Source organism: Streptomyces curacoi (assembly GCF_001513975.1).
Classification (GTDB): domain Bacteria; phylum Actinomycetota; class Actinomycetes; order Streptomycetales; family Streptomycetaceae; genus Streptomyces; species Streptomyces curacoi.
Map to the genome: position 1 here is coordinate 66952 of NZ_KQ947993.1, position 21708 is coordinate 88659.

The 21708-nt window shown below is 70.4% G+C and carries 16 protein-coding genes and 3 pseudogenes; 11 read left to right on the top strand and 8 right to left on the bottom strand.

Annotation, left to right across the window (positions count from 1 at the left end; all coding sequences use genetic code 11):
• Nucleotides 1-54: 54 nt before the first annotated feature.
• Nucleotides 55-828, bottom strand: a complete 774-nt coding sequence (locus AQI70_RS30210) for an MHYT domain-containing protein (protein WP_062155638.1) — start codon at nucleotides 826-828, stop codon at nucleotides 55-57.
• A 152-nt stretch (nucleotides 829-980) separates the two neighbouring features.
• Here AQI70_RS30210 and AQI70_RS30215 point away from each other — a divergent pair, with 152 nt between their 5' ends.
• Nucleotides 981-1580, top strand: a complete 600-nt coding sequence (locus tag AQI70_RS30215) for a class I SAM-dependent methyltransferase (protein ID WP_062155850.1) — start codon at nucleotides 981-983, stop codon at nucleotides 1578-1580.
• Between the two features lie 4 nt (nucleotides 1581-1584).
• Here AQI70_RS30215 and AQI70_RS37890 read toward each other — a convergent pair.
• Nucleotides 1585-1743, bottom strand: a pseudogene (locus tag AQI70_RS37890) (alpha/beta fold hydrolase); the annotation flags it as partial.
• 4 nt (nucleotides 1744-1747) lie between these two features.
• Between AQI70_RS37890 and AQI70_RS37895 the strand changes: the two are divergent.
• A pseudogene (locus tag AQI70_RS37895) lies at nucleotides 1748-1882 on the top strand (PadR family transcriptional regulator); the annotation flags it as partial.
• Here AQI70_RS37895 and AQI70_RS30220 read toward each other — a convergent pair.
• Nucleotides 1868-2764 carry an oxygenase MpaB family protein gene (locus AQI70_RS30220; protein WP_062155639.1) on the bottom strand — a complete coding sequence of 299 codons (897 nt, stop codon included), beginning with the start codon at nucleotides 2762-2764 and terminating at the stop codon, nucleotides 1868-1870. The pseudogene AQI70_RS37895 and the gene AQI70_RS30220 overlap by 15 nt on opposite strands.
• Before the next feature lie 98 nt (nucleotides 2765-2862).
• Here AQI70_RS30220 and AQI70_RS30225 point away from each other — a divergent pair, with 98 nt between their 5' ends.
• Together AQI70_RS30225 and AQI70_RS30230 are read left to right on the top strand one after the other, a co-directional pair.
• Entirely contained in the window at nucleotides 2863-3159 is a 297-nt protein-coding gene (locus AQI70_RS30225; RefSeq protein ID WP_062155851.1) for a hypothetical protein, read from the top strand.
• A 135-nt stretch (nucleotides 3160-3294) separates the two neighbouring features.
• A complete protein-coding gene (locus AQI70_RS30230) occupies nucleotides 3295-4209 on the top strand; it encodes a hypothetical protein (RefSeq protein ID WP_062155640.1) in 915 nt (304 codons plus the stop codon).
• Nucleotides 4210-4731: 522 nt separating this feature from the next.
• Here AQI70_RS30230 and AQI70_RS37900 read toward each other — a convergent pair.
• Nucleotides 4732-6510 carry a reverse transcriptase/maturase family protein gene (locus tag AQI70_RS37900; protein WP_208607474.1) on the bottom strand — a complete coding sequence of 593 codons (1779 nt, stop codon included), beginning with the start codon at nucleotides 6508-6510 and terminating at the stop codon, nucleotides 4732-4734.
• Between the two features lie 530 nt (nucleotides 6511-7040).
• Nucleotides 7041-7793 (bottom strand): annotated as a pseudogene (locus tag AQI70_RS37905) (IS5 family transposase); the annotation flags it as partial.
• A 248-nt stretch (nucleotides 7794-8041) separates the two neighbouring features.
• Between AQI70_RS37905 and AQI70_RS30240 the strand changes: the two are divergent.
• Nucleotides 8042-9436 carry a tannase/feruloyl esterase family alpha/beta hydrolase gene (locus AQI70_RS30240; RefSeq protein ID WP_062155642.1) on the top strand — a complete coding sequence of 465 codons (1395 nt, stop codon included), beginning with the start codon at nucleotides 8042-8044 and terminating at the stop codon, nucleotides 9434-9436.
• A 3-nt stretch (nucleotides 9437-9439) separates the two neighbouring features.
• Here the strand turns inward: AQI70_RS30240 and AQI70_RS30245 are convergent, their stop codons facing one another.
• Nucleotides 9440-9622, bottom strand: a complete 183-nt coding sequence (locus tag AQI70_RS30245; protein ID WP_062155852.1) for a hypothetical protein — start codon at nucleotides 9620-9622, stop codon at nucleotides 9440-9442.
• A 291-nt stretch (nucleotides 9623-9913) separates the two neighbouring features.
• On the opposite strand from AQI70_RS30245, the gene AQI70_RS30250 reads away from it, so the two are divergent.
• Both AQI70_RS30250 and AQI70_RS30255 read left to right on the top strand, forming a co-directional pair.
• Nucleotides 9914-12763, top strand: coding sequence for a DEAD/DEAH box helicase (locus AQI70_RS30250; protein WP_062155643.1), 2850 nt, complete (start codon nucleotides 9914-9916; stop codon nucleotides 12761-12763).
• Nucleotides 12763-14052 (top strand): SWIM zinc finger family protein, encoded by a 1290-nt coding sequence (locus tag AQI70_RS30255; RefSeq protein WP_062155853.1) that lies wholly within the window; start codon nucleotides 12763-12765, stop codon nucleotides 14050-14052. Before AQI70_RS30250 ends, AQI70_RS30255 begins: the two co-directional genes overlap by 1 nt.
• Before the next feature lie 30 nt (nucleotides 14053-14082).
• On the opposite strand, the gene AQI70_RS30260 is transcribed toward AQI70_RS30255, so the two are convergent.
• Both AQI70_RS30260 and xylA read right to left on the bottom strand, forming a co-directional pair.
• Nucleotides 14083-14352 (bottom strand): hypothetical protein, encoded by a 270-nt coding sequence (locus tag AQI70_RS30260; protein ID WP_062155644.1) that lies wholly within the window; start codon nucleotides 14350-14352, stop codon nucleotides 14083-14085.
• 463 nt (nucleotides 14353-14815) lie between these two features.
• Nucleotides 14816-15982: a xylose isomerase gene (gene xylA / locus AQI70_RS30265; RefSeq protein ID WP_062155645.1), complete on the bottom strand. Its 1167-nt coding sequence runs from the start codon at nucleotides 15980-15982 to the stop codon at nucleotides 14816-14818.
• Nucleotides 15983-16253: 271 nt separating this feature from the next.
• On the opposite strand from xylA, the gene xylB reads away from it, so the two are divergent.
• From xylB to AQI70_RS30285, 4 genes are all read left to right on the top strand, one after another.
• Nucleotides 16254-17699, top strand: a complete 1446-nt coding sequence (gene xylB, locus AQI70_RS30270; RefSeq protein ID WP_062155646.1) for a xylulokinase — start codon at nucleotides 16254-16256, stop codon at nucleotides 17697-17699.
• A 15-nt stretch (nucleotides 17700-17714) separates the two neighbouring features.
• Entirely contained in the window at nucleotides 17715-18926 is a 1212-nt protein-coding gene (locus tag AQI70_RS30275; RefSeq protein WP_062155647.1) for an ROK family transcriptional regulator, read from the top strand.
• 273 nt (nucleotides 18927-19199) lie between these two features.
• Complete coding sequence (locus AQI70_RS30280; protein ID WP_062155648.1) at nucleotides 19200-20696, top strand: APC family permease; 1497 nt, start codon at nucleotides 19200-19202, stop codon at nucleotides 20694-20696.
• Nucleotides 20693-21703 carry an acetamidase/formamidase family protein gene (locus tag AQI70_RS30285; protein ID WP_062155649.1) on the top strand — a complete coding sequence of 337 codons (1011 nt, stop codon included), beginning with the start codon at nucleotides 20693-20695 and terminating at the stop codon, nucleotides 21701-21703. Before AQI70_RS30280 ends, AQI70_RS30285 begins: the two co-directional genes overlap by 4 nt.
• The last annotated feature ends 5 nt before the right edge of the window (nucleotides 21704-21708 follow it).

Consider the following 21708-nt stretch of genomic DNA (forward strand, 5'->3'; position numbering starts at 1 on the left):
TCGGAAGTGGTTCGGGGGCGTGCCGTCCCGGGTCGCGCGGGCCGGGACCCGCCGCTAGCCGCCGGCGCTCTCGACCGGCCGCTGGGCCGACGCGGATGCCGCGCGCTCCCCCGTCGTGGGCGACAGGGCGACGAAGGCCGAGGTCAGGAAGAGGTAGGACCCGAGGCCGACGGCGAGGGGGAAGATGAACTGCATCGCCGTGGCCCCGGGCAGAACCTCGCCGGAGGGCGTGACGTCCACGCCGACCGCGAACATCCCCGTGTAGTGCATGCTGCTGACCGCCGCGCCCATGATGAGGGAGGCGAGAGTGACGGCGACGGGCGACTTGATGTTGAGCGCCGCCCACAGGGCGGCCGTCGCCGCGACGACGGCGATCAGGACCGAGAGTGCGACGAGGGCGGGGTCGTAGCTGACGTCGCCGTGGAGTCGTACGGCGGCCATGCCCAGGTAATGCATGCTCGCGACCCCGAGCCCGGTGGTGAGCCCGCCGACGAAGAGCGCGCGGGTCCGGTCACGGCCGTAACCGACGGCGAAGACGCCTGCGCAGACGACGGTCATGGCGACGAGGAGGCTCACGATGGTGAGCGGCACGTCGTAGCGGATGTCGGTGCCGCTGACGCTGAAGCCCAGCATGGCCACGAAGTGCATGGTCCAGATGCCGGTGCCGATCGCCGAGGCCGCGGTGACGAGCCAGTTGCGGCGCGAGCGGCCCGTGGCGCCGAGCGCGCGGACGGTGCAGCGCAGACCCAGCGCTGCGCCTGTGCAGGCCATCACGTACGACAGCACGGGGGTCAGCCAGCCGAGGGCGGCGTGGTCCAGGTGTCCCATGGCCCCGGGACGCTAGCCGGGGCACGGGCGCACAACGGGGGCGCATTTCGAAAGCTGTTGGAATATGACACAGAGATGCAGCGGAACGATCGCGTCACGCTCGAACATGTGCACAGCGGCGTCATCCGTGCCGGTGAGGGATCATGCGGAACATGAGCGACGACCACACACATGTGCAGGAGTTCTTCACGGCCCGCGCCGCCGACTGGGACAGCCGGTTCCCCGACGACGGGCCCGCCTACGCGGCCGCGGTGGCCGAGCTCGGGCTGCGTGCGGGGGATCGCGTGCTGGACGCGGGTTGCGGCACGGGACGGGCCCTGCCCCCGCTGCGTGCCGCTGTGGGGCCCTCGGGAGTGGTCCTGGGGGCCGATCTGACCCCGGCCATGCTGGAGGCCGCCGTACGGGCCGGACGCGACGGTGACGGGCAGTTGCTGCTCGCCGACGTGGCCGCCCTGCCGTTGCGGTCGGAGTCGCTCGACGCCGTCTTCGCGGCCGGCCTCGTCGCACATCTGCCCCACCCCGCCGAGAACCTGCGGGAGTTGGCCCGGGTGGTACGCCCCGGCGGCATGCTCGCGCTGTTCCATCCGATCGGCAGGGCGGCGCTCGCGGCACGCCAGGGTCGGCAGATCACCCCGGCCGACCTGCGGGCCGAGCCCAACCTCCGGCCGCTGCTGGCCGGTTCCGGGTGGCGCATGACGTCGTACGTCGACGAGGACGACCGCTTCCTGGCGCTGGCCGTACGGGAGTCGTGATGTGTCAGTCCTGCCCGGCGACGGCCGCCACGAAGGCGTAGGGATGATCGAACATGACGTTGTGGCCGGCGCCGCGCACGGTCACCACGCGCACGCCCTGAAGGTACACACGGTCCATCGGCAGCCCTTCGAGGATGTCGCGCACGACCGGCTCCGAACCACGCGTCTACGACGGTGACCAGCCACTGCGCCCCGAGGAGCTGGACGATCCCTTCCCGCGCGGCGTCCTGACCATCGCGCGGGCCGCCTCCCGGGCCGAACTCACCTGGCTGCGCCAGACGATCGCCTCACTCGACGGCTGACCGGTCGATGTGCCGCACGGGGCAGCCGCGGACGCCGGGAACGGGGCGGGTGCCGAGTTCTTCGAGCCGGTAGCCGCTCGGGTAGCCCTTGATCTCCCAGTTCTGCCGCGCGAAGTGCGGTGCCCGGCGCGGCGGCAACAGACGCACCACACGTCCACGCGCGCGTACCGCGCGCCGCACGAGTGCACGGGTGGCGGCGTTCGGCGACGGGTAGCGGAACGTCCGCAGCAGCGCTTCGTCGAGCAGGGCCAGGGTCGAGGTGCGCAGGAGGGGGGCGAGGGGGCGCGGATACCAGGAGGCCATCAGGTCGAGCGTCGCGTCCGAAACCCGCCGCGCGCCTTCGTCCCAGCCGAAGTGGGTCTCCTCATAGGCGTCGAGACAGGCCTCGGACTCCTCGTAGGACTCCGGAATGTCCCTGATGCCCATGTGCCGGCCGAGCGTGCGGTAGTGGACGGCGGAGGCGACGATCTCGTGCCGCGAGAGCCTGCGCCAGCCGTAGGCGTCGATCCATCGTTTGGGCATCACGACGAACGTGCACAGGACGTACCGCATGTCGTCGTTGCTGATGTCGTAGCTGCGGTGCATCTGGTTGATGCGGCGGATCGCGGTACGGCCCTGCTGGCTGTCGAAGCCGTGCTCGACGACGGCGTCCAGGAGCAGCGAGGTGTCGTCGTAACGCTTCTGCGCCCGCTCCGTGAGCTCTGCCGTCTCGGCGAGCAGCCGGCCGATGGCGGGTACGGCGTATGTGCGGTAGAGGGCCAGCTCCAGCGCCCGGGTGAAGTCCCAGGGGAATTCGTACGCCGCACTGAGCCGGTAGATCTCCGAGGCCTCGCGGAGCGGGTCCATCCGCCGGATCTGCTCAAGCCGCTCGAAGCGCTTCACCGCGCTGCCCCCTTCTGCCGCCAAGGCTTCAACTCTACGTTGAGTAGGGAAAGATGGATGATCAATCGGGTCAGCCGACGAGGGGGAAGGTGCTCAGGATGTGGGGCATGGTGCGCAAGTCGTGTGCGAGATTCCTCAATGCCGTGCGCGCGGAGCCGGACACGGGCAAGGACAGGCGGACACACAATCTGTTCGAGGCTGCCGCCGTGTATGTGTCGGCCCGCGCGGAGGACGACCAGGAGCAGATCGACGAGGCCGCCGGCTGGGTGTCTCCGGAGGCGCTGTCGTTCGGGGTGAGCGAGCTGGCGTGCCGGGCGGTCATCGCGCTGGCCCGGGAGCGCGACGAGTCGCCGCAGACCGTCGCTCGGGAGCTCCTCGGGCTCCCCGCGGCCTGACACCCCGGGCGATCGTGGTCGATTCGCCCCGTCCGGCCGGGAAACTGCAGCTCCGCGTGCGACTGGAAGTCGTGACAAGCGGCTTCCGGGCGCACTAGGGTGCGCGCCGATGGACGAACCGATGGGGAGGCTGGGATGGCCGGGACGGATGAGGAGGCCGTCGCCGCGGACGATGCGCTCTACGTGCTCACGGCGGTGCTGCTGACGCCGGCGAAGTTCCCGAGCGTGCTGGGCGACGACTATCCGGAGGCCTGCGCGGCGCTGGGCCTCGCGCCGCTCGCCGACGGGTACGGCCTGGTACTCGGCCAGGACGGCGACGGCGCCCGGTGGACGGTCGTCGTCGACGACGTCTCCCTGGTCGCCGTCGCCATCGCGTCCTGGGACTGCGGCATGGAGTACGACCTGTCACCCGACGAACGTTCGGTCGTGGCCGCCCTGCCCGGCTGGCCCCTGGCGGTCGCCGTGGCCGCTCCCAATGTGCCCCCGCCGCACGATCCCGACCCCGAGATCGCGGACGGTCCGCCGCTGGCGCCACCGGACACGAGCGTGTGGGGGCCGGCTCAGCGGCGCCTGGGCGCCGACGAGATCGCGCTGCAGTGGGCCGTGTGGCGGGAGCAGATCGACGACGCGGACTTCGCGACGCCGGGCGGCGCGTCGGAGGCCGCCGAGACCGCGGACGCGGGTGAGGGGCACGGGCAGGAGCAGGGGCAGGGCGAAGACCAAGGGCAGGGGCAGGGCGAGGGACACGGCGGAACGGCCGCGGTGGGCGAGAACCAGCGCGGCCACAGCGGCATCCGGCGGGTCCTCGCCGAGGCCCGCGCCTATGTGGACTCCCCGCCGCCCCTCGGCCGCGTCCGGTCGTCCTTCGCGCCCGGCGATGCCCGGACCCTGCGCGCGGACGGCCCCGGCTGGTCGCTCGTCGCCAGGACCGACGACATCGCGTTCGTCCTCCTCGACGACGAACCCGGCGAGGTCCTGCCGGTGGGCCGCGGCCCGGAACTGCCCGGGCTGCTGGAAGCGCTCGACAAGATGGCCGTACGCCCCAGCTGAACCATGCGCCGGGCCGCCCGGGGCGGGGCCCGGCGGGACCGGCTGGCATCCCGCACGGCCGCCGTGTCAGGAGCGCGCCGACCACACCCCGGCCTGCCTGGAAGGCGGGGCCAGAGCCACGCGGGCGTCGAGGGCGTCGGGCAGGTCGGGGGCATCGGCGAGTCCGGGGCCGTCCACACGGCGCCCGCGGCGCCTTGTGTGCGAAGCCGTCGGCGACCCCGTGGCGTCGCTGGGCCTCCTCATCCGTGGGCGGCGTCCGCCATGGTGTTCCTCCTCCTCTCGACCTCGCAAACAGTCGGGCGCGCCTAGGGCCTGTCTCTTTGGTCGGTCCTGAGGGATACGAACGACGGGGGAGGCGGAAATGGCAAGTTTGTCCGTTCGCATGGCCAGGCCGCGCCACTGCTTGAAGCGGTTGGTTGGGTAGGCCGCGCGACGAGGTACCTGCCATGTGCAGGCCCTTTTCCGCACGGCCCCCCTCCGAACCCGCCGTACGAGTTTCCCCGTAACGGGCTCTCCAGTGACCTATTTCGTGACGCTACTGGTTGGCTTTCCTGAGTGGATCGTGTCATGGCAGCCGATGCAGACAACCAGAGTCTTGCGCCGTTTCTTCACCATGACCTGATGCCATTCGGTAGGCGGTTCTACCCTGTCGAGGTCAGCGAGTTTTCGGATGTGGTGCACCCGCACGTCTTCCGACGTCCCGCATAGCTCGCACTTCCCCTTCAAGAGCCGGGTAACCAGTTCCTTTCTGGGGTGGGGGTTGGCCGCTTGACGATCCGTGAGGACCGCTGCCTTCTGTCGCGTCAGTGAGATTCCGCCGAATCGTGCGACCAGTGGCTTCCTACCTGTGCTGCGGGGGACCTTGGCTTCGAAGCATGTGCGGGGCCCATTCGGTGTCTCGATCTTGGCCTTGTAGCGGGCCGCCATCTTGGACACCGTCGAGCCATGCTTCGCTGCCAGTGTCTTGAGCAACGAGGTTTCCATGGCCCAACGCAGCCGATGCAATCGACATACATTGCCGGCCAGGAGGTAGTACTGGACGATGCCCCGATATTCGGCCCCGTAGACGTTGACGATGGTGTAGTCGTCATCGTTCAGGAGTTGGGGCCGGTGCGCGGGTTTTCCGCGGCTGAGGTATGGGGCTGCCTTGTCTCGGATCACCTTTGCTGGCACGCGTAAAGCAATCGAACCGTTAGCCGTCCTGCGGCCTCGGGTTGCCTGCCTATCGTTGTGTTGCACGGTGATCTCGTATCCGAGGAACGATGCCGCGCCCTTACGGGCATGGGTGATCAGTGTCTTCTCTGGCGATAATTCCAACTTGAGGTCTTCACGAAGGAATACCGCGAGACGCCGTTTGATCTCCTCGGCCTCGGATCTCGGCCCGATGAACCCAAGAAGGGTGTCATCGGCGTATCGCACATAGCGCAGTCTCCGGAAGCCCGGATCATTCGGATCCACGCTGGGGATACTGCGCTGCTGCTTGCGAAGTGACCGGACTTCGGCCCGATCTCCCCGCCTGCGAGCGCGCGCGATCGCGTTGACCACCTCCAGGTAGGCAGGGTTGCGTGCCCTGCTTCGCCCTCGGGTGTTGTGCGGAATCAGAACCTTCTCGACAAAGCTGTCCAGTCGGTGCAGGTAAATATTGGACAGCAGCGGAGAGAGTACTCCGCCTTGAGGTGCCCCGCTGAGCGTGGCTCCCCAGGCCCAGTCCTCCATGTAACCGGCCTCAAGCATGTTGCGCACGAGTCGAAGAAACCGGCCATCGTGAATCCGTTCCGCCAGCGTCTCGATAACGACTTGATGGTCGATCGAACCGAAGCAGTCAGAAATATCACCTTCGATGAACCAGGTCGTACCCGTCCAGGTATTGCCCACCTCCGTCAAGGCGGTGTGACAGCCCCGTTTGGGTCGGAACCCATGGGACCGGTCGGAGAACTGCGGCTCGAAGTATGCCTCCAGAAGGAGACGCATCACCTCGCCGACGAGCTTGTCCGACCAGGTCGGCAGTCCAAGCGGCCGAGTCTTCCCATTCTTCTTGGGAATGTTGACTCGCTTTACTGGGCAGAACCGGTAGCGCTCGTGACGCATCGCATCGATGATGCGACTCACCTTGCCCAGCGACATGCCGTCCACGGTTTCTTGCGAGACTCCCGGCGTCATCGCTCCTTTATTGGAGTAGATGCGGCCGTAAGCCACCAGGTACAACTGCGGGTTGAACATTTGCCGATACAGCTCATTACACGGCAGACCACGTCTGCCGCGCTCACGAAGGATGCCTAACACCGTGTCGGCACTCTGCATTTCGCATACCTCCCGGTCTCATTCGCATCCAGTCACCTGTGCCCCTTCGCCCTGCGAGTGGTTTTCCCGCTCTCCTTGGCAGGTCGTTACCCCTGCGACTACTACGGGCACTCCGTCGCCCTAGGGTTCGCACCCCGTAGGCGATCCCACGTTCGTCCTTGTTGTACGTCATAGCGTGACGTAGGCGCCCCACTCATCTCCTTCAATGTCCTCACTGGACATCGCCCCATGCCGCGGAAGGTATGTCGGCCATGCATCAAAGCCGTCACAGGACATGGCATCGGTTTCAGTAGCCTTTCCGATGGATGCGAACTTTCATCGACTGGAGATTGGGATTTAGGCAATCCAGCTTTCGCCTTATCACGCGGGCCCCTCAGCGCACCGTCCCTGGCAACTGAGCCCGGTCGCTGATTCTCTGGCATGCTCTGGTCCCCATCACCTTTCGGATCCAGGTGAGCCATCAGGCCCAGGAATATCCCTCCAATTCCTCCCGGCTGAGCCGGGGATACAACAAGGCGCCTCGTGGCGCACATGCACCGCTCGACGGTGTTCCGCTGCTTGTAGGTCTCCAGGTCGAAGCCTGGCGGTCGGCCACCGCCTCGCCCGCGCCGCACGCGGTGACCGATCTGGTCAGCAGGCTGCGGGATGACTGCCCGGATGCCGCGACGACGGAGATGTCCGCGGATCGCGCGGGAGGAGTAGGCCCGGTCCGCGAGGACTGCCCCGGGTCGCGTTCTGGGCCTTCCGGGACCGGGCCGAGGGACCCGGATTCGGCCCATGACGGCTGCGAAGGCGGGTGCGTCCCCGGCCTGGCCTGCCGTCACGATGAGGGCGAGGGGTCGGGCTCGGTCGTCGCTGGCCAGGTGGACTTTCGTGCTCAGGCCGCCACGGGAGCGTCCGAGCGCGTGGGCTGCGGGCTCGGCCCGGCCGGCTGCCCCTTCTTTCCCGCGCCTGCTGCGTGCTGGTGAGCCCGGCAGATAGTGGAGTCCACCGATACGGTCCAGCCGATGTCGTCACGGGCGTCCGCCGCAGAGAGGACGGCTCTGAAGATCCGTTCCCACGTGCCGTCGACAGCCCACCGGAGCAGGCGTTTGTGGGCTGTCTGGAACGAACCCAGTTCTTCAGGAAGGTCACGCCAGGGCGAACAGGTGCGGTACTTCCATGGCGATGGCCTCCAAAGTGCGGCGGTCGTCGGCCCACCGTCGTCCACGGACTGGATCTGGTGGCATCAACGGCTCGATCCGAGCCCACATCCCATCGGTGATTACTAACCGGACAGACACATCCGACTAACTGACGAATCCATCAAGAGACACGGCCTAGCCACCTGTCGTCCTGAGGGCTTCGCGCCCGATACCCACTCGCGGGGAGAGGCGTGGCCGGCGCCTGTCTCGGGGCCCCATTCGGCTGCGGCGTTCCATGTGGCCCCAACCCATGGATGACACGAGCCCAGGCCCGCACCATGAGGCAGCCTTCACGGCTCCACCCTCTCGCCCCTGCCCTCCGTCTCCCCTCTCCCCAGGAGGCTGTCATGCGCCCGTCCCGAGGCATTCCGTTCGTCGTCGCCCCACTGCTGGCCGCCGCCCTCAGCTGGCCGGCTCCTGCTTCAGCCACGGCAGGAGGCGGGGATCACTGCGCCGGTCAGCGAGGCGTACGGGTACCGGGGGCGGCCTTCCAGCAGAGCGCCTGCCTCCCGGATCTGACCACGACGGGCCTCGCGGGGACGCCCTACACCGACATGGCTGACCAGACAGGGCTGACGGCACTCGGCACCCGGACACCGGCCGGTGTTTCCGGGATTCAGATCGACGGCTACTTCCCGGACTCCTCCCGCTTCAACGCCACGCACGGCTGGCGGCACGACGCGCAATTCGTGATCCGGCTGCCGGACCGCTGGAACGGCGGACTGGTCGTCACCGGAGCCCCCGGCACCCGCAGACAGTACGCAACGGACACGGCGATCTCCGATCAGGTGCTGGCGCTGGGTTACGCCTACGCCGCGACCGACAAGGGCAACAACGGTGCCGACTTCTACCGCGACGGCAAACGGCCCGGTGACGCCGTAGCCGAGTGGAACGCGCGGACCACTCAGCTCACCAGGGCCGCGCGCAAGGCGGTGGCCCAGCGCTACGGGCACGCTCCCCGGCGTACGTACATGACCGGCCTGTCCAACGGCGGATATCTCACGCGCTGGCAGCTGGAGAACCATCCCGAGCTGTACGACGGAGGCGTGGACTGGGAGGGCGCCCTGTGGACCGCGGAGGGCCCCAACCTGCTCACCTCCTTGCCCACGGCAGTGGCACGCGTGCTCGGCTCCGCCCGGGACGAGGACCTGTACGCGGTCGGCTTCGCGCGTGGTTCCGAGTTCCTCTGGCCCTATCACGAGCAGGCTTACTGGGGAGTCACACAGAAGATCTACCGCGCCGAGTTCGACCCGGCATACGACCCCGGCTGTCCCGGCCCGTCCGCCGGTACGACGCCGGAGCGGATCCTGGCACCGTGCGCCTCCGATGCCGCCTACGACTACGCGTCGCGCCCGGCGTCCGTCCACCGCGCCGTTGCCCGTGTGGCGCTGACCGGGCGCATCGGCAGACCACTGATCACGCTGCACGGCGATCTGGACACGCTGCTGCCCAAGGCCGCCGATTCGGACGTGTACGCGCGCATGATCGACGCGAGCGGACGCGGCCCGCTCCACCGCTACTTCACGATCGCGGGCGGCACGCATGTCGACGGGCTGTACGACACCCATCCGGACCGGCTCCGGCCGATCCTGCCCTGCTACCGGTCGGCGTTCGATGCGCTGGTCTCATGGGTGGAGCGGGGCACTCGACCGCCCGCGGACCGTACCGTCGACCGGCCCGCGAACGGCGATGTACTCAACTCCTGCGCGTTGTCCGCCCCTGTCGCACCGGCGGCCAGGTGATCATCAGCGGCCGAGTTCCTTGCGGGTTACTCGGCGCAGCCTGCGCCGCTGGGCCGGGTCGAGCGTGAGGTAGGCGACGGCCGGGACTCCCAGGACTATCAGGAGCGCGGCCCACCAGGGCAGCCATATCAGCAGGATGAGTCCGGCCGCCACACCTCCCGCGGCGATCTTCGCGTTCTTCGACATGTGCGTCGCCTCCTTCGCGGCCACTGCCGCTCTCTGTCCTGAAAACGGGCCCGCGCTTCCAGCGGTTCCGAACCACGACCCTGAGACGACCCTGAGTGCGGCCCCTACTGGTCACGGAGGCCGGGTGGCGGCCTGGGTGCGGTCGGCGCACCGGGGCTCCGCACGAGGGAGATACCCACACCGACCGGAGAGTGACCCATGTCACGGCACGGAGATGTCGGTGAGCCGTTCGAGTGCTGTACCCTCGACCACTCGACGCGAGTAGTCAAATTTGAGGAGTGCTGCAGAGCTGTGCCGAGGCTTCCCGAGGCAACACCGTCCGAGATCTCCGAACTGGCCCGCTGCCGGGCCGTTTTCCTGCCCGGTGATCCGGCCCGCGCCGGCCGGATCGCATTCTGGCGAGCCGATGGCGACGCCGTTCCGCTCGTCGCTTCCGGATCCCTGGAGGAGCTGACCGTCGCCCTGCCCGGCGACGACGGTGTCGAGCTGGTGAGCGTGCCGGCGGTTCTGCTCCCGGTGCGCGCCGCGCTGCCGGTGCTCACGCGCGCGCGTACCTCCCCGCAGGCGCCCCGAGCGGGCGTCTTCTGGGGCACCGCCGCCCTGCTCGGCCTGCAACTCATGGCTCGGGGGCTGCTGTTGCCCGGCCTCTCGGCGAACGACCACGACGCCTGGCGCGCCGGACCCCTGCGAACGGAGGACGTCGAACGCATCCGCGCCCTGGCCGCCGCCATGCCGCCCGAGGCGCACGCCGTACCTCTGGAGAGCGTGGAGCCGCTGAGGCTGCCGGACCCGGAGCGGCTGCTGCGGGCCTTCCTGGACGCGGTCGCCGACACGCTCCCCCGCTCCCCCGCGGCGGCGCTCGTGACGGGTGGGCCCGCCTACGCGGCGCAGGAGCCGCAGCACCTGCCCGGCCAGCGGACCTGGGCCGCCGATGTGGCCGCGGGCCACGACGCGGGCGTACGGCTCTCGCTGCGGCTGGAGGTCGCCGGCCTCGCCACGGCGACGCAGGACGATGCGGCGCTGTCGTTCCGGGCGGTGCTGCAGGTGCACAGCGTGAGTGATCCGACTCTGGTCGCGGACGCCGGCGACGTGTGGGCGGGTTCCGGCGCCTTCGGCCCACGCGCGCGGATGGACGCCCTGCTGGCGCTTCGCCGGGCCGCCCGGGCCTGGAACCCGCTCACTCCGCTGCTCTCGGCGGCCGTACCGAACGCCGTGGAGCTCGCTGACGAGGAGGTGACCGACCTCCTGGGAGAGGGCGCACGAGCCCTCGCCGGGGCGGGGGTCGATGTGCACTGGCCCAAGGAACTGGCCCGCGAACTGACCGCCCGGGCGGTGATCGGCCCGCCGGACGACGAGTCCACGCCCGGCAGGGTCACCTCGGACACGCCGGCGTTCCTCTCCGCCGACGCGCTGCTCGCCTTCAACTGGTCGTTCGCACTGGGCGACCGGCGGCTCACGCGCGAGGAGCTGGACCGTCTCGCGGAGGCGAACCGCCCCGTGGTGCGACTGCGCGACCAGTGGGTCCTCGTCGATCCTCGGGAGGTGCGCCGCGCGCGTGCGCAGCAGGACCGCAAGGTCACGCCCATCGACGCGCTCGGCGCCGCGCTGACCGGCTCCACAGAAGTGGACGGCCGCCAGGTCGAGGTCCGGCCCACGGGCTGGCTGGCGGCGCTGCGCGAGCGGCTCGCGGACCCCGAGGGGCAGGAGCCGGTGGGCCAGCCCGCCGCGCTGGCGGCCACGCTGCGGGACTACCAGCGGCGGGGCCTGAGTTGGCTGGCCCGGATGACGTCCCTGGGCCTGGGCTGCTGTCTGGCCGACGACATGGGCCTCGGCAAGACGATCACGCTCATCGCGCTGCATCTGCACCGGCAGTCCGACGCCGCGTCCGCCGGTCCGACGCTGGTCGTGTGTCCGACGTCCCTGATGGGCAACTGGCAACGCGAGATCGAGAAGTTCGCGCCCGGCACGCGCGTGCGCCGCTTCCACGGACCACGGCGCGACCTGGACGCCGTGGCGGACGGAGAGTTCGTGCTCACGACGTACGGCACGATGCGCCTGGACGCGCGCCGGCTCGCCGAGGTGACGTGGGGCATGGTCGTGGCGGACGAGGCCCAGCACGTGAAGAACCCGTACTCGGCGACCGCGCGGGCCCTGCGCTCCCTCGGCGCCCGCGCGCGCGTGGCGCTCACCGGCACCCCCGTCGAGAACAACCTGTCGGAACTGTGGGCGATCCTCGACTGGACGACGCCCGGCCTGCTGGGCCGCCTCGGCACCTTCCGCGCGCGTTACGCGCAGGCTGTCGAGGGCGGCCAGGACCCGGCCGCCGCCGAGCGCCTGGCCCGACTCGTACGCCCGTTCCTGCTGCGCCGGCGCAAGTCGGATCCGGGGATCGCGCCGGAGCTGCCGCCGAAAACGGAGACCGATCGTGCCGTGTCCCTCACCACGGAACAGGCGGGTCTGTACGAGGCCGTGGTCCGCGAGACGCTGGCGGAGATCGCCGGCGCCGACAGCATGGCGCGGCGCGGCCTGATCGTGAAGCTCCTGACGGGCCTGAAGCAGATCTGCAACCACCCGGCGCAGTTCCTCAAGGAGGAGCGTCCGAGGATCGCGGGACGCTCGGGCAAGCTGGAGCTGCTGGACGAACTGCTCGACACCATCCTCTCCGAGGGGGCCGGCGCCCTGGTCTTCACCCAGTACGTGCGCATGGGGCGCCTCATCGAACAGCATCTGGCGTCGCGCGGCGTGCCCTCCCAGTTCCTGCACGGCGGGACCCCCGTGGCCGAGCGCGAGGCCCTGGTGGGGCGCTTCCAGGACGGTGAAGTGCCCGTCTTCCTGCTGTCGTTGAAGGCCGCGGGCACGGGCCTGAATCTCACCCGCGCCGAACATGTCGTGCACTACGACCGCTGGTGGAACCCCGCCGTCGAGGCGCAGGCCACCGACCGCGCGTACCGGATCGGCCAGACCCGGCCCGTCCAGGTGCACCGGCTGATCGCCGAGGGAACCATCGAGGACCGTATCGCCGACATGCTGAGCCGCAAGCGGGAGCTAGCCGACGCGGTGCTCGGCGCCGGCGAGGCGGCGCTCACCGAGCTGACGGACAAGGAGCTGGCCGATCTGGTGGAACTGCGAGGGGGCGCGTGATGACTCGACACGACGGTGACCTGGAGCGCACGTTCGCAGCGCTGCCGCCCGCGCGCGGGCAGGGGTTCGCACAGACGTGGTGGGGCCAGGCCTGGCTGAAGGCGCTGGAGGAGACGGCGCTGGACTCGGCGCAGCTCAAGGCCGGCCGCAGGCTCGCGCGCGCGGGAGCGGTCGGTGCGGTGTCGGTGCGCCCGGGGCGCATCACGGCAGTCGTGCAGGGCCGCGACCGTACGGCGTACCGGGCCGACGTGCTGCTGGAGGAGCTGTCCGCACAACAGTGGGACCGCTTCCTGGACATGACCGTCGAGCGTGCCGGGCATGTCGCGGCGCTGCTGGACCGGGAGATGCCGCCGCACCTGGTGGAGGACGCGGCCGCCACGGGCATCGAACTGCTGCCGGGCATGGGTGATCTGGAGCCCGAGTGCGGCTGCGGTGCCTGGGACCACTGCGGGCACACAGCGGCCCTCTGCTATCAGGTGGGACGGCTTCTGGACCAGGACCCGTTCGTCCTGCTGCTGATGCGTGGACGGGGCGAACGCGACCTCCTGGACGCCGTACAGGCCCGCAGCGCCGCATCCGCCGACGCACCGTCCGAACCGTCCGCGTCCGAGCCGGAGGGAGTGGACGCCGCGGAGGCGTACGCGACCGGCGACATCCTGCCGCCGCTGCCCGCCCTGCCGGAGCTGCCGGCCGAGCCGGGAGTGCCGCCGTCCCTCGACACCGAGACACCTCCCGCGCACGGCGTCGACCCGGCCGCCCTGGAGTTCCTGGCCGCCCGGACCGCAGCGGAAGCACACCGCATGCTCGCGGACGCGCTGCACGGTGATCCGGAGCCGGAACAGCTCGCCGCGGTATCGGAGTTGACGGCGGCCCAGGACGCGGTACGCCTCGCCGCAGGCGACCCGCTCGCGCGTGTGGCGGAGCGGCTGGCCGACGGGACGGGACGCGGCCGGGAGGGCCTGGCAGTGGCCGTACGCGCCTGGCACCTCGGGGGCGTCGCCGCGCTGTCCGTGCTCGACGAGGAGTGGACCGTCGAGGCGGAGGCCCTCGCACGCGCGCGTGCCGCCCTGGAATCGGCCTGGGACGAGGAGGAACGGCCGTCGCTGCGGGCGAAGGGCAACCGGTGGACGGTCGTCGGCGCACCGAGCCAACTGCGCCTGGGCCGGGACGGACGCTGGTGGCCGTACCGCAAGGAACGAGGCCAGTGGGTGCCCGCGGGAGGTCCCGCGCAGGATCCGGCGGCGGCGCTGGCCTCGGCACAGCATGCGGCCGAAGAGGATCAGGCGTAACGCAGGGCAGCGGTTCTAGCGGTTCTGTGGCTACGGCAGTTCGCCCGCGAGTGACGGGATCAGCGATTCGAGGTCGCTCGGAAAGCCGCTGGGCAGCTCCGTGGGGAAACCCGAGGGCAGGGATGTCGGCAGTTCGCTCGGCAACCTGCTGGGGAGTTCGGTCGGGATGCTGAAGGACGGCTTCGGCGAGCTGCCCGTGCTGCTCGTGCTGCTCTCGGCGGGCGGATTCTCGTCGGGCGAGTCGTCGCTCCCCGACGCCATCAGAACCACGGCCGCGACGGCTCCTACGACCACGATCACCGCGAGCAGGATGAAGAGCGGATTCCGCCGCCGCCCCGGCCCATCGGGTCCACCGCCTCCGTCGGGCGGTTGCGACGGCGGCCAACCGCCGTACGAGGGCGGGCCGCTGTCTCCGGGCGGAGGGCCGTAGTGCGCAGGGGGGCCGTAGTCCGCAGGGGTGCCGTAGCCGGAACCGAAGCCTTCAGGAGGTGGTCCGAAACCACCGCCCGAACGCGGCGTGTCACCCGGCTGTCCCGGCGGCTGAGGAGGTACGGGCGGCGTGGCCATACCGTCAAGAATCGCCTCGTACCGGTCGGGGCGCGACCCATTCGCCGGAGTTGATACCGGCCCATGCCTTGGATCGCACGATTCCGGCACATTCCGCGCGGAGCTCGGCCGATCACCCGTACCGCGTGTGACCAGGTCCCTCGACGGGCTGGTCACACGCGGCAGGGCGGCGACAGCGGGGCACGCGCGCGTGGGCTCAGCCTCGGGCGCCCAGGAGGTGGTCCATCGCCAGCTGGTCGAGGCGCTCGAAGGCCATCCCGCGCGCGGCGGCCGCCTCGACGTCGAAGTCCTCGAAGGCCGTGCGGTCCGCGAGCAGCGACTTGAGGCCGTCCGCAGCCGTCGGCTGGGCCAGTTCGTCCAGGCGCGCGGCACGCAGGGCCTCCTGGGCCTCCGCATCGGCGCGGAAGGCGGCCGAACGCTCCTTGAGGATGAGGTAGTTGCGCATGCAGCCCGCCGCCGACGCCCACACGCCATCGAGGTCCTCGGTCCGCGGCGGCTTGAAGTCGAAGTGGCGAGGCCCCGTGTAACCGGCGCTCTCCAGGAGATCGACCAGCCAGAAGGCGGCGCGCAGATCGCCGGCGCCGAAGCGCAGGTCCTGGTCGTACTTGATGCCGGACTGGCCGTTGAGGTCGATGTGGAAGAGCTTGCCCGCCCACAGTGCCTGGGCGATGCCGTGCGGGAAGTTGAGCCCGGCCATCTGCTCGTGGCCGACCTCGGGGTTGACGCCGTACAGCTCGGGGCGCTCCAGGCGCTCGATGAACGCCAGGGCGTGGCCGACGGTGGGGAGCAGGATGTCGCCGCGCGGCTCGTTCGGCTTGGGCTCGATCGCGAACCGCAGGTCGTAGCCCTGGGAGGTCACGTACTCGCCGAGGAGGTCGAAGGCCTCCTTCATGCGGTCCAGGGCGACGCGTACGTCCTTGGCGGCGCCGGACTCGGCGCCCTCCCGGCCGCCCCAGGCGACGTACGTCTTGGCACCCAGCTCGACCGCCAGGTCGATATTGCGGATCGTCTTGCGGAGAGCGTAACGGCGCACGTCGCGGTCGTTGGCGGTGAACGCGCCGTCCTTGAAGACGGGGTGGGTGAAGAGGTTGGTGGTGGCCATCGGCACGGTCATGCCGGTCGCGTCGAGAGCCTCGCGGAAGCGCTTGATGTGTGCCTCGCGCTCGGTGTCCGATGACCCGAAGGGGATCAGGTCGTCGTCGTGGAAGGTGACGCCGTAGGCGCCGAGCTCGGCCAGGCGCTGCACCGTCTCGACCGGGTCGAGGGCGCGGCGGGTGGCGTCGCCGAAGGGGTCCCGTCCCTGCCAGCCGACGGTCCACAGGCCGAAGGTGAACCTGTCCTCGGGGGTGGGCTGGTAGCTCATGCCGCGGCTCCTTGCTTGCTGACGACTGCGCTTAGTGACGATTGCGCTTACTGACGACTGCACCGATGACGACTGCGCTTGGTGACTGCTGCGCTTCGACGACTACTCGCCACAACTATTTCGTCATGGCGATTTACAAATTAGTATGCCGACGCGTCCCTGGGAAGGGACAAGATGTCCTCTTGAAGGGTGAAGACCTGGTCGTCGGGGCCCGGGCACCCTGGAACCAGCAGGTCAGTTCCCGTAGAGCCGCGCAAATAGGGAGAGCCCGATGTCAGCAGCCGAGGGTCCGCTCGTCGTCGGCGTGGACACATCCACCCAGTCCACCAAGGCGCTGGTGGTCGACGTGCCGACCGGGCAGGTCGTCGCGAGCGGCCAGGCACCGCACACCGTGTCCTCCGGGGCCGGCCGCGAGAGCGACCCGCGTCAGTGGTGGGACGCCCTGTGCGAGGCGCTGCGCCAGTGCGGGGACGCCGCGCACGAGGCCGCCGCGGTGTCGATCGGCGGGCAGCAGCACGGCCTGGTCACGCTGGACGACCGGGGCGAGCCGGTACGTCCGGCTCTGTTGTGGAACGACGTGCGCTCGGCACCGCAGGCCCGCCGTCTGATCGAAGAACTGGGCGGCGCGAAGTTCTGGGCCGAGCGCACGGGCTCCGTACCGGCCGCCTCCTTCACGGTCACGAAGTGGGCCTGGCTGGCCGAGAACGAGCCGGAGGCCGTGCGGGCCACCAGGGCCGTACGTCTCCCCCACGACTACCTCACCGAACGCCTCACGGGACAGGGCACCACCGACCGCGGCGACGCCTCCGGTACGGGCTGGTGGGCGTCGGGGACGGAGTCGTACGACGAGGAGATCCTCGCGCACGTGGGGCTCGACCCGGCCATGCTGCCCCGAGTGGTCCGGCCCGGTGAGGTCGCGGGCACCGTGCGCGACAGCCACGACCTGCCGTTCTCCAAGGGCACCCTGGTCGCCCCCGGCACCGGCGACAACGCGGCAGCCGCGCTGGGCCTCGGGCTGCGCCCCGGGACGCCGGTGCTCAGCCTCGGCACGTCGGGCACGGTGTACGCCGTGTCGAAGCGGCGCCCAGCCGACCCGACCGGCACGGTGGCGGGCTTCGCCGACGCGCACGGTGACTGGCTGCCGCTGGCCTGCACCCTGAACTGCACACTCGCCGTCGACCGCCTCGCGACCCTGCTGGGCCTCGACCGGGAGGCCGTGGAACCCACCAGCGGCCTCACGCTCCTGCCGTACCTGGACGGCGAACGCACCCCGAACCTGCCGAACGCCTCCGGTCTCCTGCACGGCCTGCGCCACGACACGACCGCCGGCCAGCTCCTGCAGGCCGCGTACGACGGTGCCGTCCACGCGCTGCTCAGCGCCCTCGACCTGGTCCTCGACGAGGACGCGGACCACTCGGCCCCGCTGCTGCTGATCGGCGGCGGCGCCCGGGGCACGGCGTGGCAGCAGACCGTACGGCGGCTGTCGGGACGCCCGGTGCAGGTTCCCGAGGCCAAGGAACTGGTCGCGCTCGGCGCGGCGGCCCAGGCGGCCGGCCTGCTGACCGGCGAGGATCCGGCCGCGGTGGCCCGGCGCTGGAACACCACGCGAGGGCCGGTGCTCGACGCCGTGGAGCGGGACGAGGAGACGCTGGCCAGGATCACCGGGGTACTCTCCGACGCGGCCCCGCTGCTGGAGCGGAGCCCGGAAGCTCACTGAGGACTGACTTCAGGCATGACCGCACCGCTCCACGAGGCCCACCACCCGGCCGGCGCCGGGCGCGCGCTGCCCAACACCCAGCAGGGCATGCGTCGCCGCAACCTCGCCCGGGTGATGCACACCGTCAGCGCCGAGGGTCCGCTCTCCCGTGCCGCCGTGGCCTCCCGCATCGGGCTGACCCGTGCTGCGGTGTCCACCCTCGTCGACGAGCTGATCCGCTCGGGGCTGATCGAGGAACTCGGTCCCGAGCGGCCCGGCCGAGTGGGCCGTCCCGGCTCGGCGCTCGCCGTCAGCGGGCACGGCCCGGCCGGGATAGGCGCGGAGGTCGGAGTCGACCATCTCGCCGTCTGCGCGGTCGATCTGCGCGGCGAGGTGCGGTCCCGGCAGGTTCGGTACGGCGGGAACCGGGGCCGCGCCCCGGAACCGGTGATCGAGGAACTCGGCGAGCTGGTACGGCAGGTCATCGCCGAGGCCGAGCGTGAGGGGCTGTGGCCCGCCGGTCTGGCGGTCGCCGTGCCGGGTCTGGTGGCACGCGACGCCCGTACGGTCGTACGCGCCCCGAACCTCGACTGGCGCGACACGGACCTCGGCGATCTGCTGTCCGTGGACTTCCCGCTGACCGTGGGCAACGAGGCCAACTTCGGCGCCCTCGCGGAGCTCTGGCTCGGCGACGGCACTCCGCGTGACTTCCTGCATGTGTCGGCGGAGATCGGCATCGGCGCGGCAGTCGTGGTGGACGGGGGCCTGCTGCGCGGAACGCGAGGTTTCGCGGGCGAGTTGGGGCACGTGCCCGTCCAGCCGGACGGACCCGAGTGCCCTTGCGGGGGGCGCGGGTGTCTGGAGCAGTACGCCGGTGAGGATGCGGTGCTGCGTGCGGCCGGGCTCGAGCCTGGCGAGGACCGCATCGGACTGCTCGGCGGGCGTGCCGCCGAGGGCGACGAGGACGTACGGCGGGCCCTGCGCGACGCGGGAACGGCACTCGGTGTCGCGCTGACGGGCGCGGTCAATCTGCTGGACCCCGAGAGTGTCGTCCTGGGCGGTGCGCTGGCGGGGCTCGCGCCGTGGCTGCTGCCGTCGTTGGAGGCCGAGTTGGACCGGCGCACCGCGGGTCCGGCCTGTCCGGTGTCCGTGTCGCGGCTGGGTCCCGAGGGACCGTTGCTGGGGGCTGCGCACTCGGTGGTGCGAGCGGTGCTCGACGATCCGGCGGCGGTTGCGGGACACGCCTAATTCACACGCTGACCCGCAGAGGAGCGGGCCTGGCGCCCCCGGAGGAACACGCCTGAATCCGCGCAGGAACACGCGTGATTACTGACGAACCTGCCTTATTCCGGGCCGAGTTCACTCGTGTGAGTGAGCGAGTTATCCACAGTCCGGCGGCTGTCCACGGAAATCCGGCGTGCTCTTCTGCCCAACCGGCCAGCGCCGTACCGTGATTCACGCGAGGCGCAGCCGTCGTGTCATGGCGGCGCCGGCGCATCGGCGTGAACGAGGGGGATTCACATGTCGGGGGAATCGGTGGGGCCCGGCGCCGCAGGGCTGCGGCGCGATGCGATCGGGTTGCGCGAGGTCCTGTTCCAGAGCATCACGGCCATGGCACCGGCCGCGGCGGTCGCGGCGTCCATTCCGTCGGGCGCGGCCTTCGCGGGCGGAAGTCTGCCCTTGTCGGTGTTGATCGCGTTGGTGGCCTGTCTGTTCACGGCGTCGTGCGTCGCCGAGCTGGCGCGGGAGTTACCGGCTGCGGGCTCGGTGTCGACGTATGTGGCGCAAGGGCTGCATCCCGCCGTCGGCTTCCTCGTCGGCTGGGGCTATGTCTTCGTCGAGGCGCTGATCCCGCCGCTGCTGCTTCTGCAGCTGGGCTTCACGACGGCGGGCACCCTGCACCAGGAATGGCCCTCGTATCCGGCGGACCTGTGGTGGCCGTGGGCGCTGGCGGGTGCCGCGATCATCGCCGTCTCCGGGTATGCGGGGGTGCGTGCGTCGGCACGGTTCGGCACGGTCCTCGGGGTCTTCGAGGTCGTCGTCCTCGTGGTGTTCGCCGTCTGGCTGATCGGCAGGGCGGGCGGGGACAACACGCTGTCCGTGTTCGGGACCTCGCACACCGCCGAGGGCTACGAGGGCATCACCGGGGTCTTCGCCGGGTCGGTCTACACGGTGCTCGCCTTCGCCGGGTTCGAGGCCGCGGCGCCTCTGGCCGAGGAGACGCGGAACCCGCGCCGGACCATGCACCGTGCGGTGCTCGGCGCGGCCCTCGCCATCGGCCTGTTCTACGTGCTCACCACCTATGCCATGACCGTGTACTACGGGCCGGACCGCTTCGGGGAGTTCGGGGCCTCCGGTGCCGCGTCGTGGGAGGGCGTGGCCCGGGCGTCGTTCGGGCTGCTCTGGGTGCTGGTGTTCCTGGCCGTGGTCAACTCGGCCATCGCCAACGCCAACGCGTGCGCCAACGTCTCCACCCGGACCGCCTTCGCCCTGGCCCGCATCCGCGTCCTGCCCAGCTTCCTGGCCGTACTGCATCCCAAGTACCGCTCGCCCGTCGCCGGTATCGCCGTACAGACCGCCGTCGCGGTCGGCGCCGTACTGGGGCTGGGCTTCGCCTACGACCCGGTTACGGCGTTCCTGCTGCTGGCCACGGTGATCGTCACGGTCGTGATCGGTGTGTACATCGTCGTGAACCTCGCCTGTGCCGGCTACTTCCTGCGCCGCAGGCGCGAGGCACTCAGACCCGTACGGCATCTGCTGCTGCCCGCCCTCGGCATCGTCGCCTTCGTACCCGCGCTGCTGACCGCGGCGGGACTGCCCGCCTTCGACTTCGTCTCCGAGCTGACCGCTCCCGTGTCGTACGCGGGATGGGTGGTCGGCGTGTGGATGGCGACGGGGGTCGTGGTGCTGGTCGTGCTGATGCGGCGGCACCCCCGGCGCATAGCCGAGACCGCCCGTGTCCACTTCGACGAACCCTCCCCCACCGGCCTTCCGCAGAACGGAGCAGTGCAGCGATGAGCGACCCACGGATCCTGACCGTGCGCCCCGAGCCCGGCGAGTACGCGTGGACGTTCGGGGGCGTCCCTCCCGTGGCGCGCATCGCACCCGGCACGGTCCTCGATCTGTACACGGAGGACTGCTTCGCCGGACGGGTGCGGTCGGAGAAGGACCTGGTGTCCGAGGTCTGCGAGTTCCCGTTCCTGAACCCCCAGACCGGTCCCTTCCACATCGAGGGCGCCGAGCCGGGTGACACGGTCGCCGTGCATTTCGTGTCGATCGAACCGGCCCGGGACTGGGCCGCGTCGACGACGGTCCCGCTGTTCGGCGCACTCACCTCGACCCACAGCACGGCCACGCTGCAACCGCCCCTGCCGGAGACCGTCTGGATCTGGCAGCTCGACCGGACACGTCGTACGGCGTTGTTCCGGGCGCACGACAGTGACATCGAGGCCGAGCTGCCCATGGACCCGATGCACGGCACCGTAGGCGTGGCCCCCGCCAATCTGGAGGTGCGCTCGGCCTTGGTGCCCGACGCGCACGGCGGAAACATGGACACGCCCGAGATGCGGTCCGGGGTCACCTGCTATCTCGGCGTGAACGTCGAGGGCGCGCTGCTCAGCCTCGGCGACGGGCACGCCCGGCAGGGCGAGGGCGAGACCTGCGGGGTGGCTGTCGAGTGCGCGATGAACACCGTGGTGATCGTCGAACTGCTCAAGGGGCTGGCCACGCCCTGGCCGCGCATCGAGTCGGACACGCACATCATGTCGACGGGTTCCGCCCGGCCGCTGGAGGACGCGTTCCGGATATCCCAGCTCGACCTGGTGCAGTGGCTGGTGCGCGACTACGGCTTCAGTGAGCTGGACGCGTACCAGTTCGCGACCCAGGCCGTGGAGTCGCCGCTGGCCAACGTGTGCGACACCAACTACACGTGTGTGGCCAAGATCCGCAAGGAGTGGCTTCCGGCCCGCGAGACACACCGGGGAGTGCACACGCGACTGCGGGAGACGGCAGCGAGTCTGCGCTGAGCGCC

Bases quoted from the DNA above. Each gene is read 5' to 3' on its own strand.
- AQI70_RS30215 (WP_062155850.1), top strand. From the start codon at position 981: ATGAGCGACGACCACACACATGTGCAGGAGTTCTTCACGGCCCGCGCC.
- AQI70_RS30230 (WP_062155640.1), top strand. From the start codon at position 3,295: ATGGCCGGGACGGATGAGGAGGCCGTCGCCGCGGACGATGCGCTCTAC.
- xylA (WP_062155645.1), bottom strand. From the start codon at position 15,982: ATGAGCTACCAGCCCACCCCCGAGGACAGGTTCACCTTCGGCCTGTGG.
- AQI70_RS30285 (WP_062155649.1), top strand. From the start codon at position 20,693: ATGAGCGACCCACGGATCCTGACCGTGCGCCCCGAGCCCGGCGAGTAC.
- xylB (WP_062155646.1), top strand. From the start codon at position 16,254: ATGTCAGCAGCCGAGGGTCCGCTCGTCGTCGGCGTGGACACATCCACC.
- AQI70_RS30280 (WP_062155648.1), top strand. From the start codon at position 19,200: ATGTCGGGGGAATCGGTGGGGCCCGGCGCCGCAGGGCTGCGGCGCGAT.
- AQI70_RS37900 (WP_208607474.1), bottom strand. From the start codon at position 6,510: ATGCAGAGTGCCGACACGGTGTTAGGCATCCTTCGTGAGCGCGGCAGA.
- AQI70_RS30210 (WP_062155638.1), bottom strand. From the start codon at position 828: ATGGGACACCTGGACCACGCCGCCCTCGGCTGGCTGACCCCCGTGCTG.
- AQI70_RS30240 (WP_062155642.1), top strand. From the start codon at position 8,042: ATGCGCCCGTCCCGAGGCATTCCGTTCGTCGTCGCCCCACTGCTGGCC.
- AQI70_RS30275 (WP_062155647.1), top strand. From the start codon at position 17,715: ATGACCGCACCGCTCCACGAGGCCCACCACCCGGCCGGCGCCGGGCGC.
- AQI70_RS30225 (WP_062155851.1), top strand. From the start codon at position 2,863: ATGTGGGGCATGGTGCGCAAGTCGTGTGCGAGATTCCTCAATGCCGTG.
- AQI70_RS30245 (WP_062155852.1), bottom strand. From the start codon at position 9,622: ATGTCGAAGAACGCGAAGATCGCCGCGGGAGGTGTGGCGGCCGGACTC.
- AQI70_RS30255 (WP_062155853.1), top strand. From the start codon at position 12,763: ATGACTCGACACGACGGTGACCTGGAGCGCACGTTCGCAGCGCTGCCG.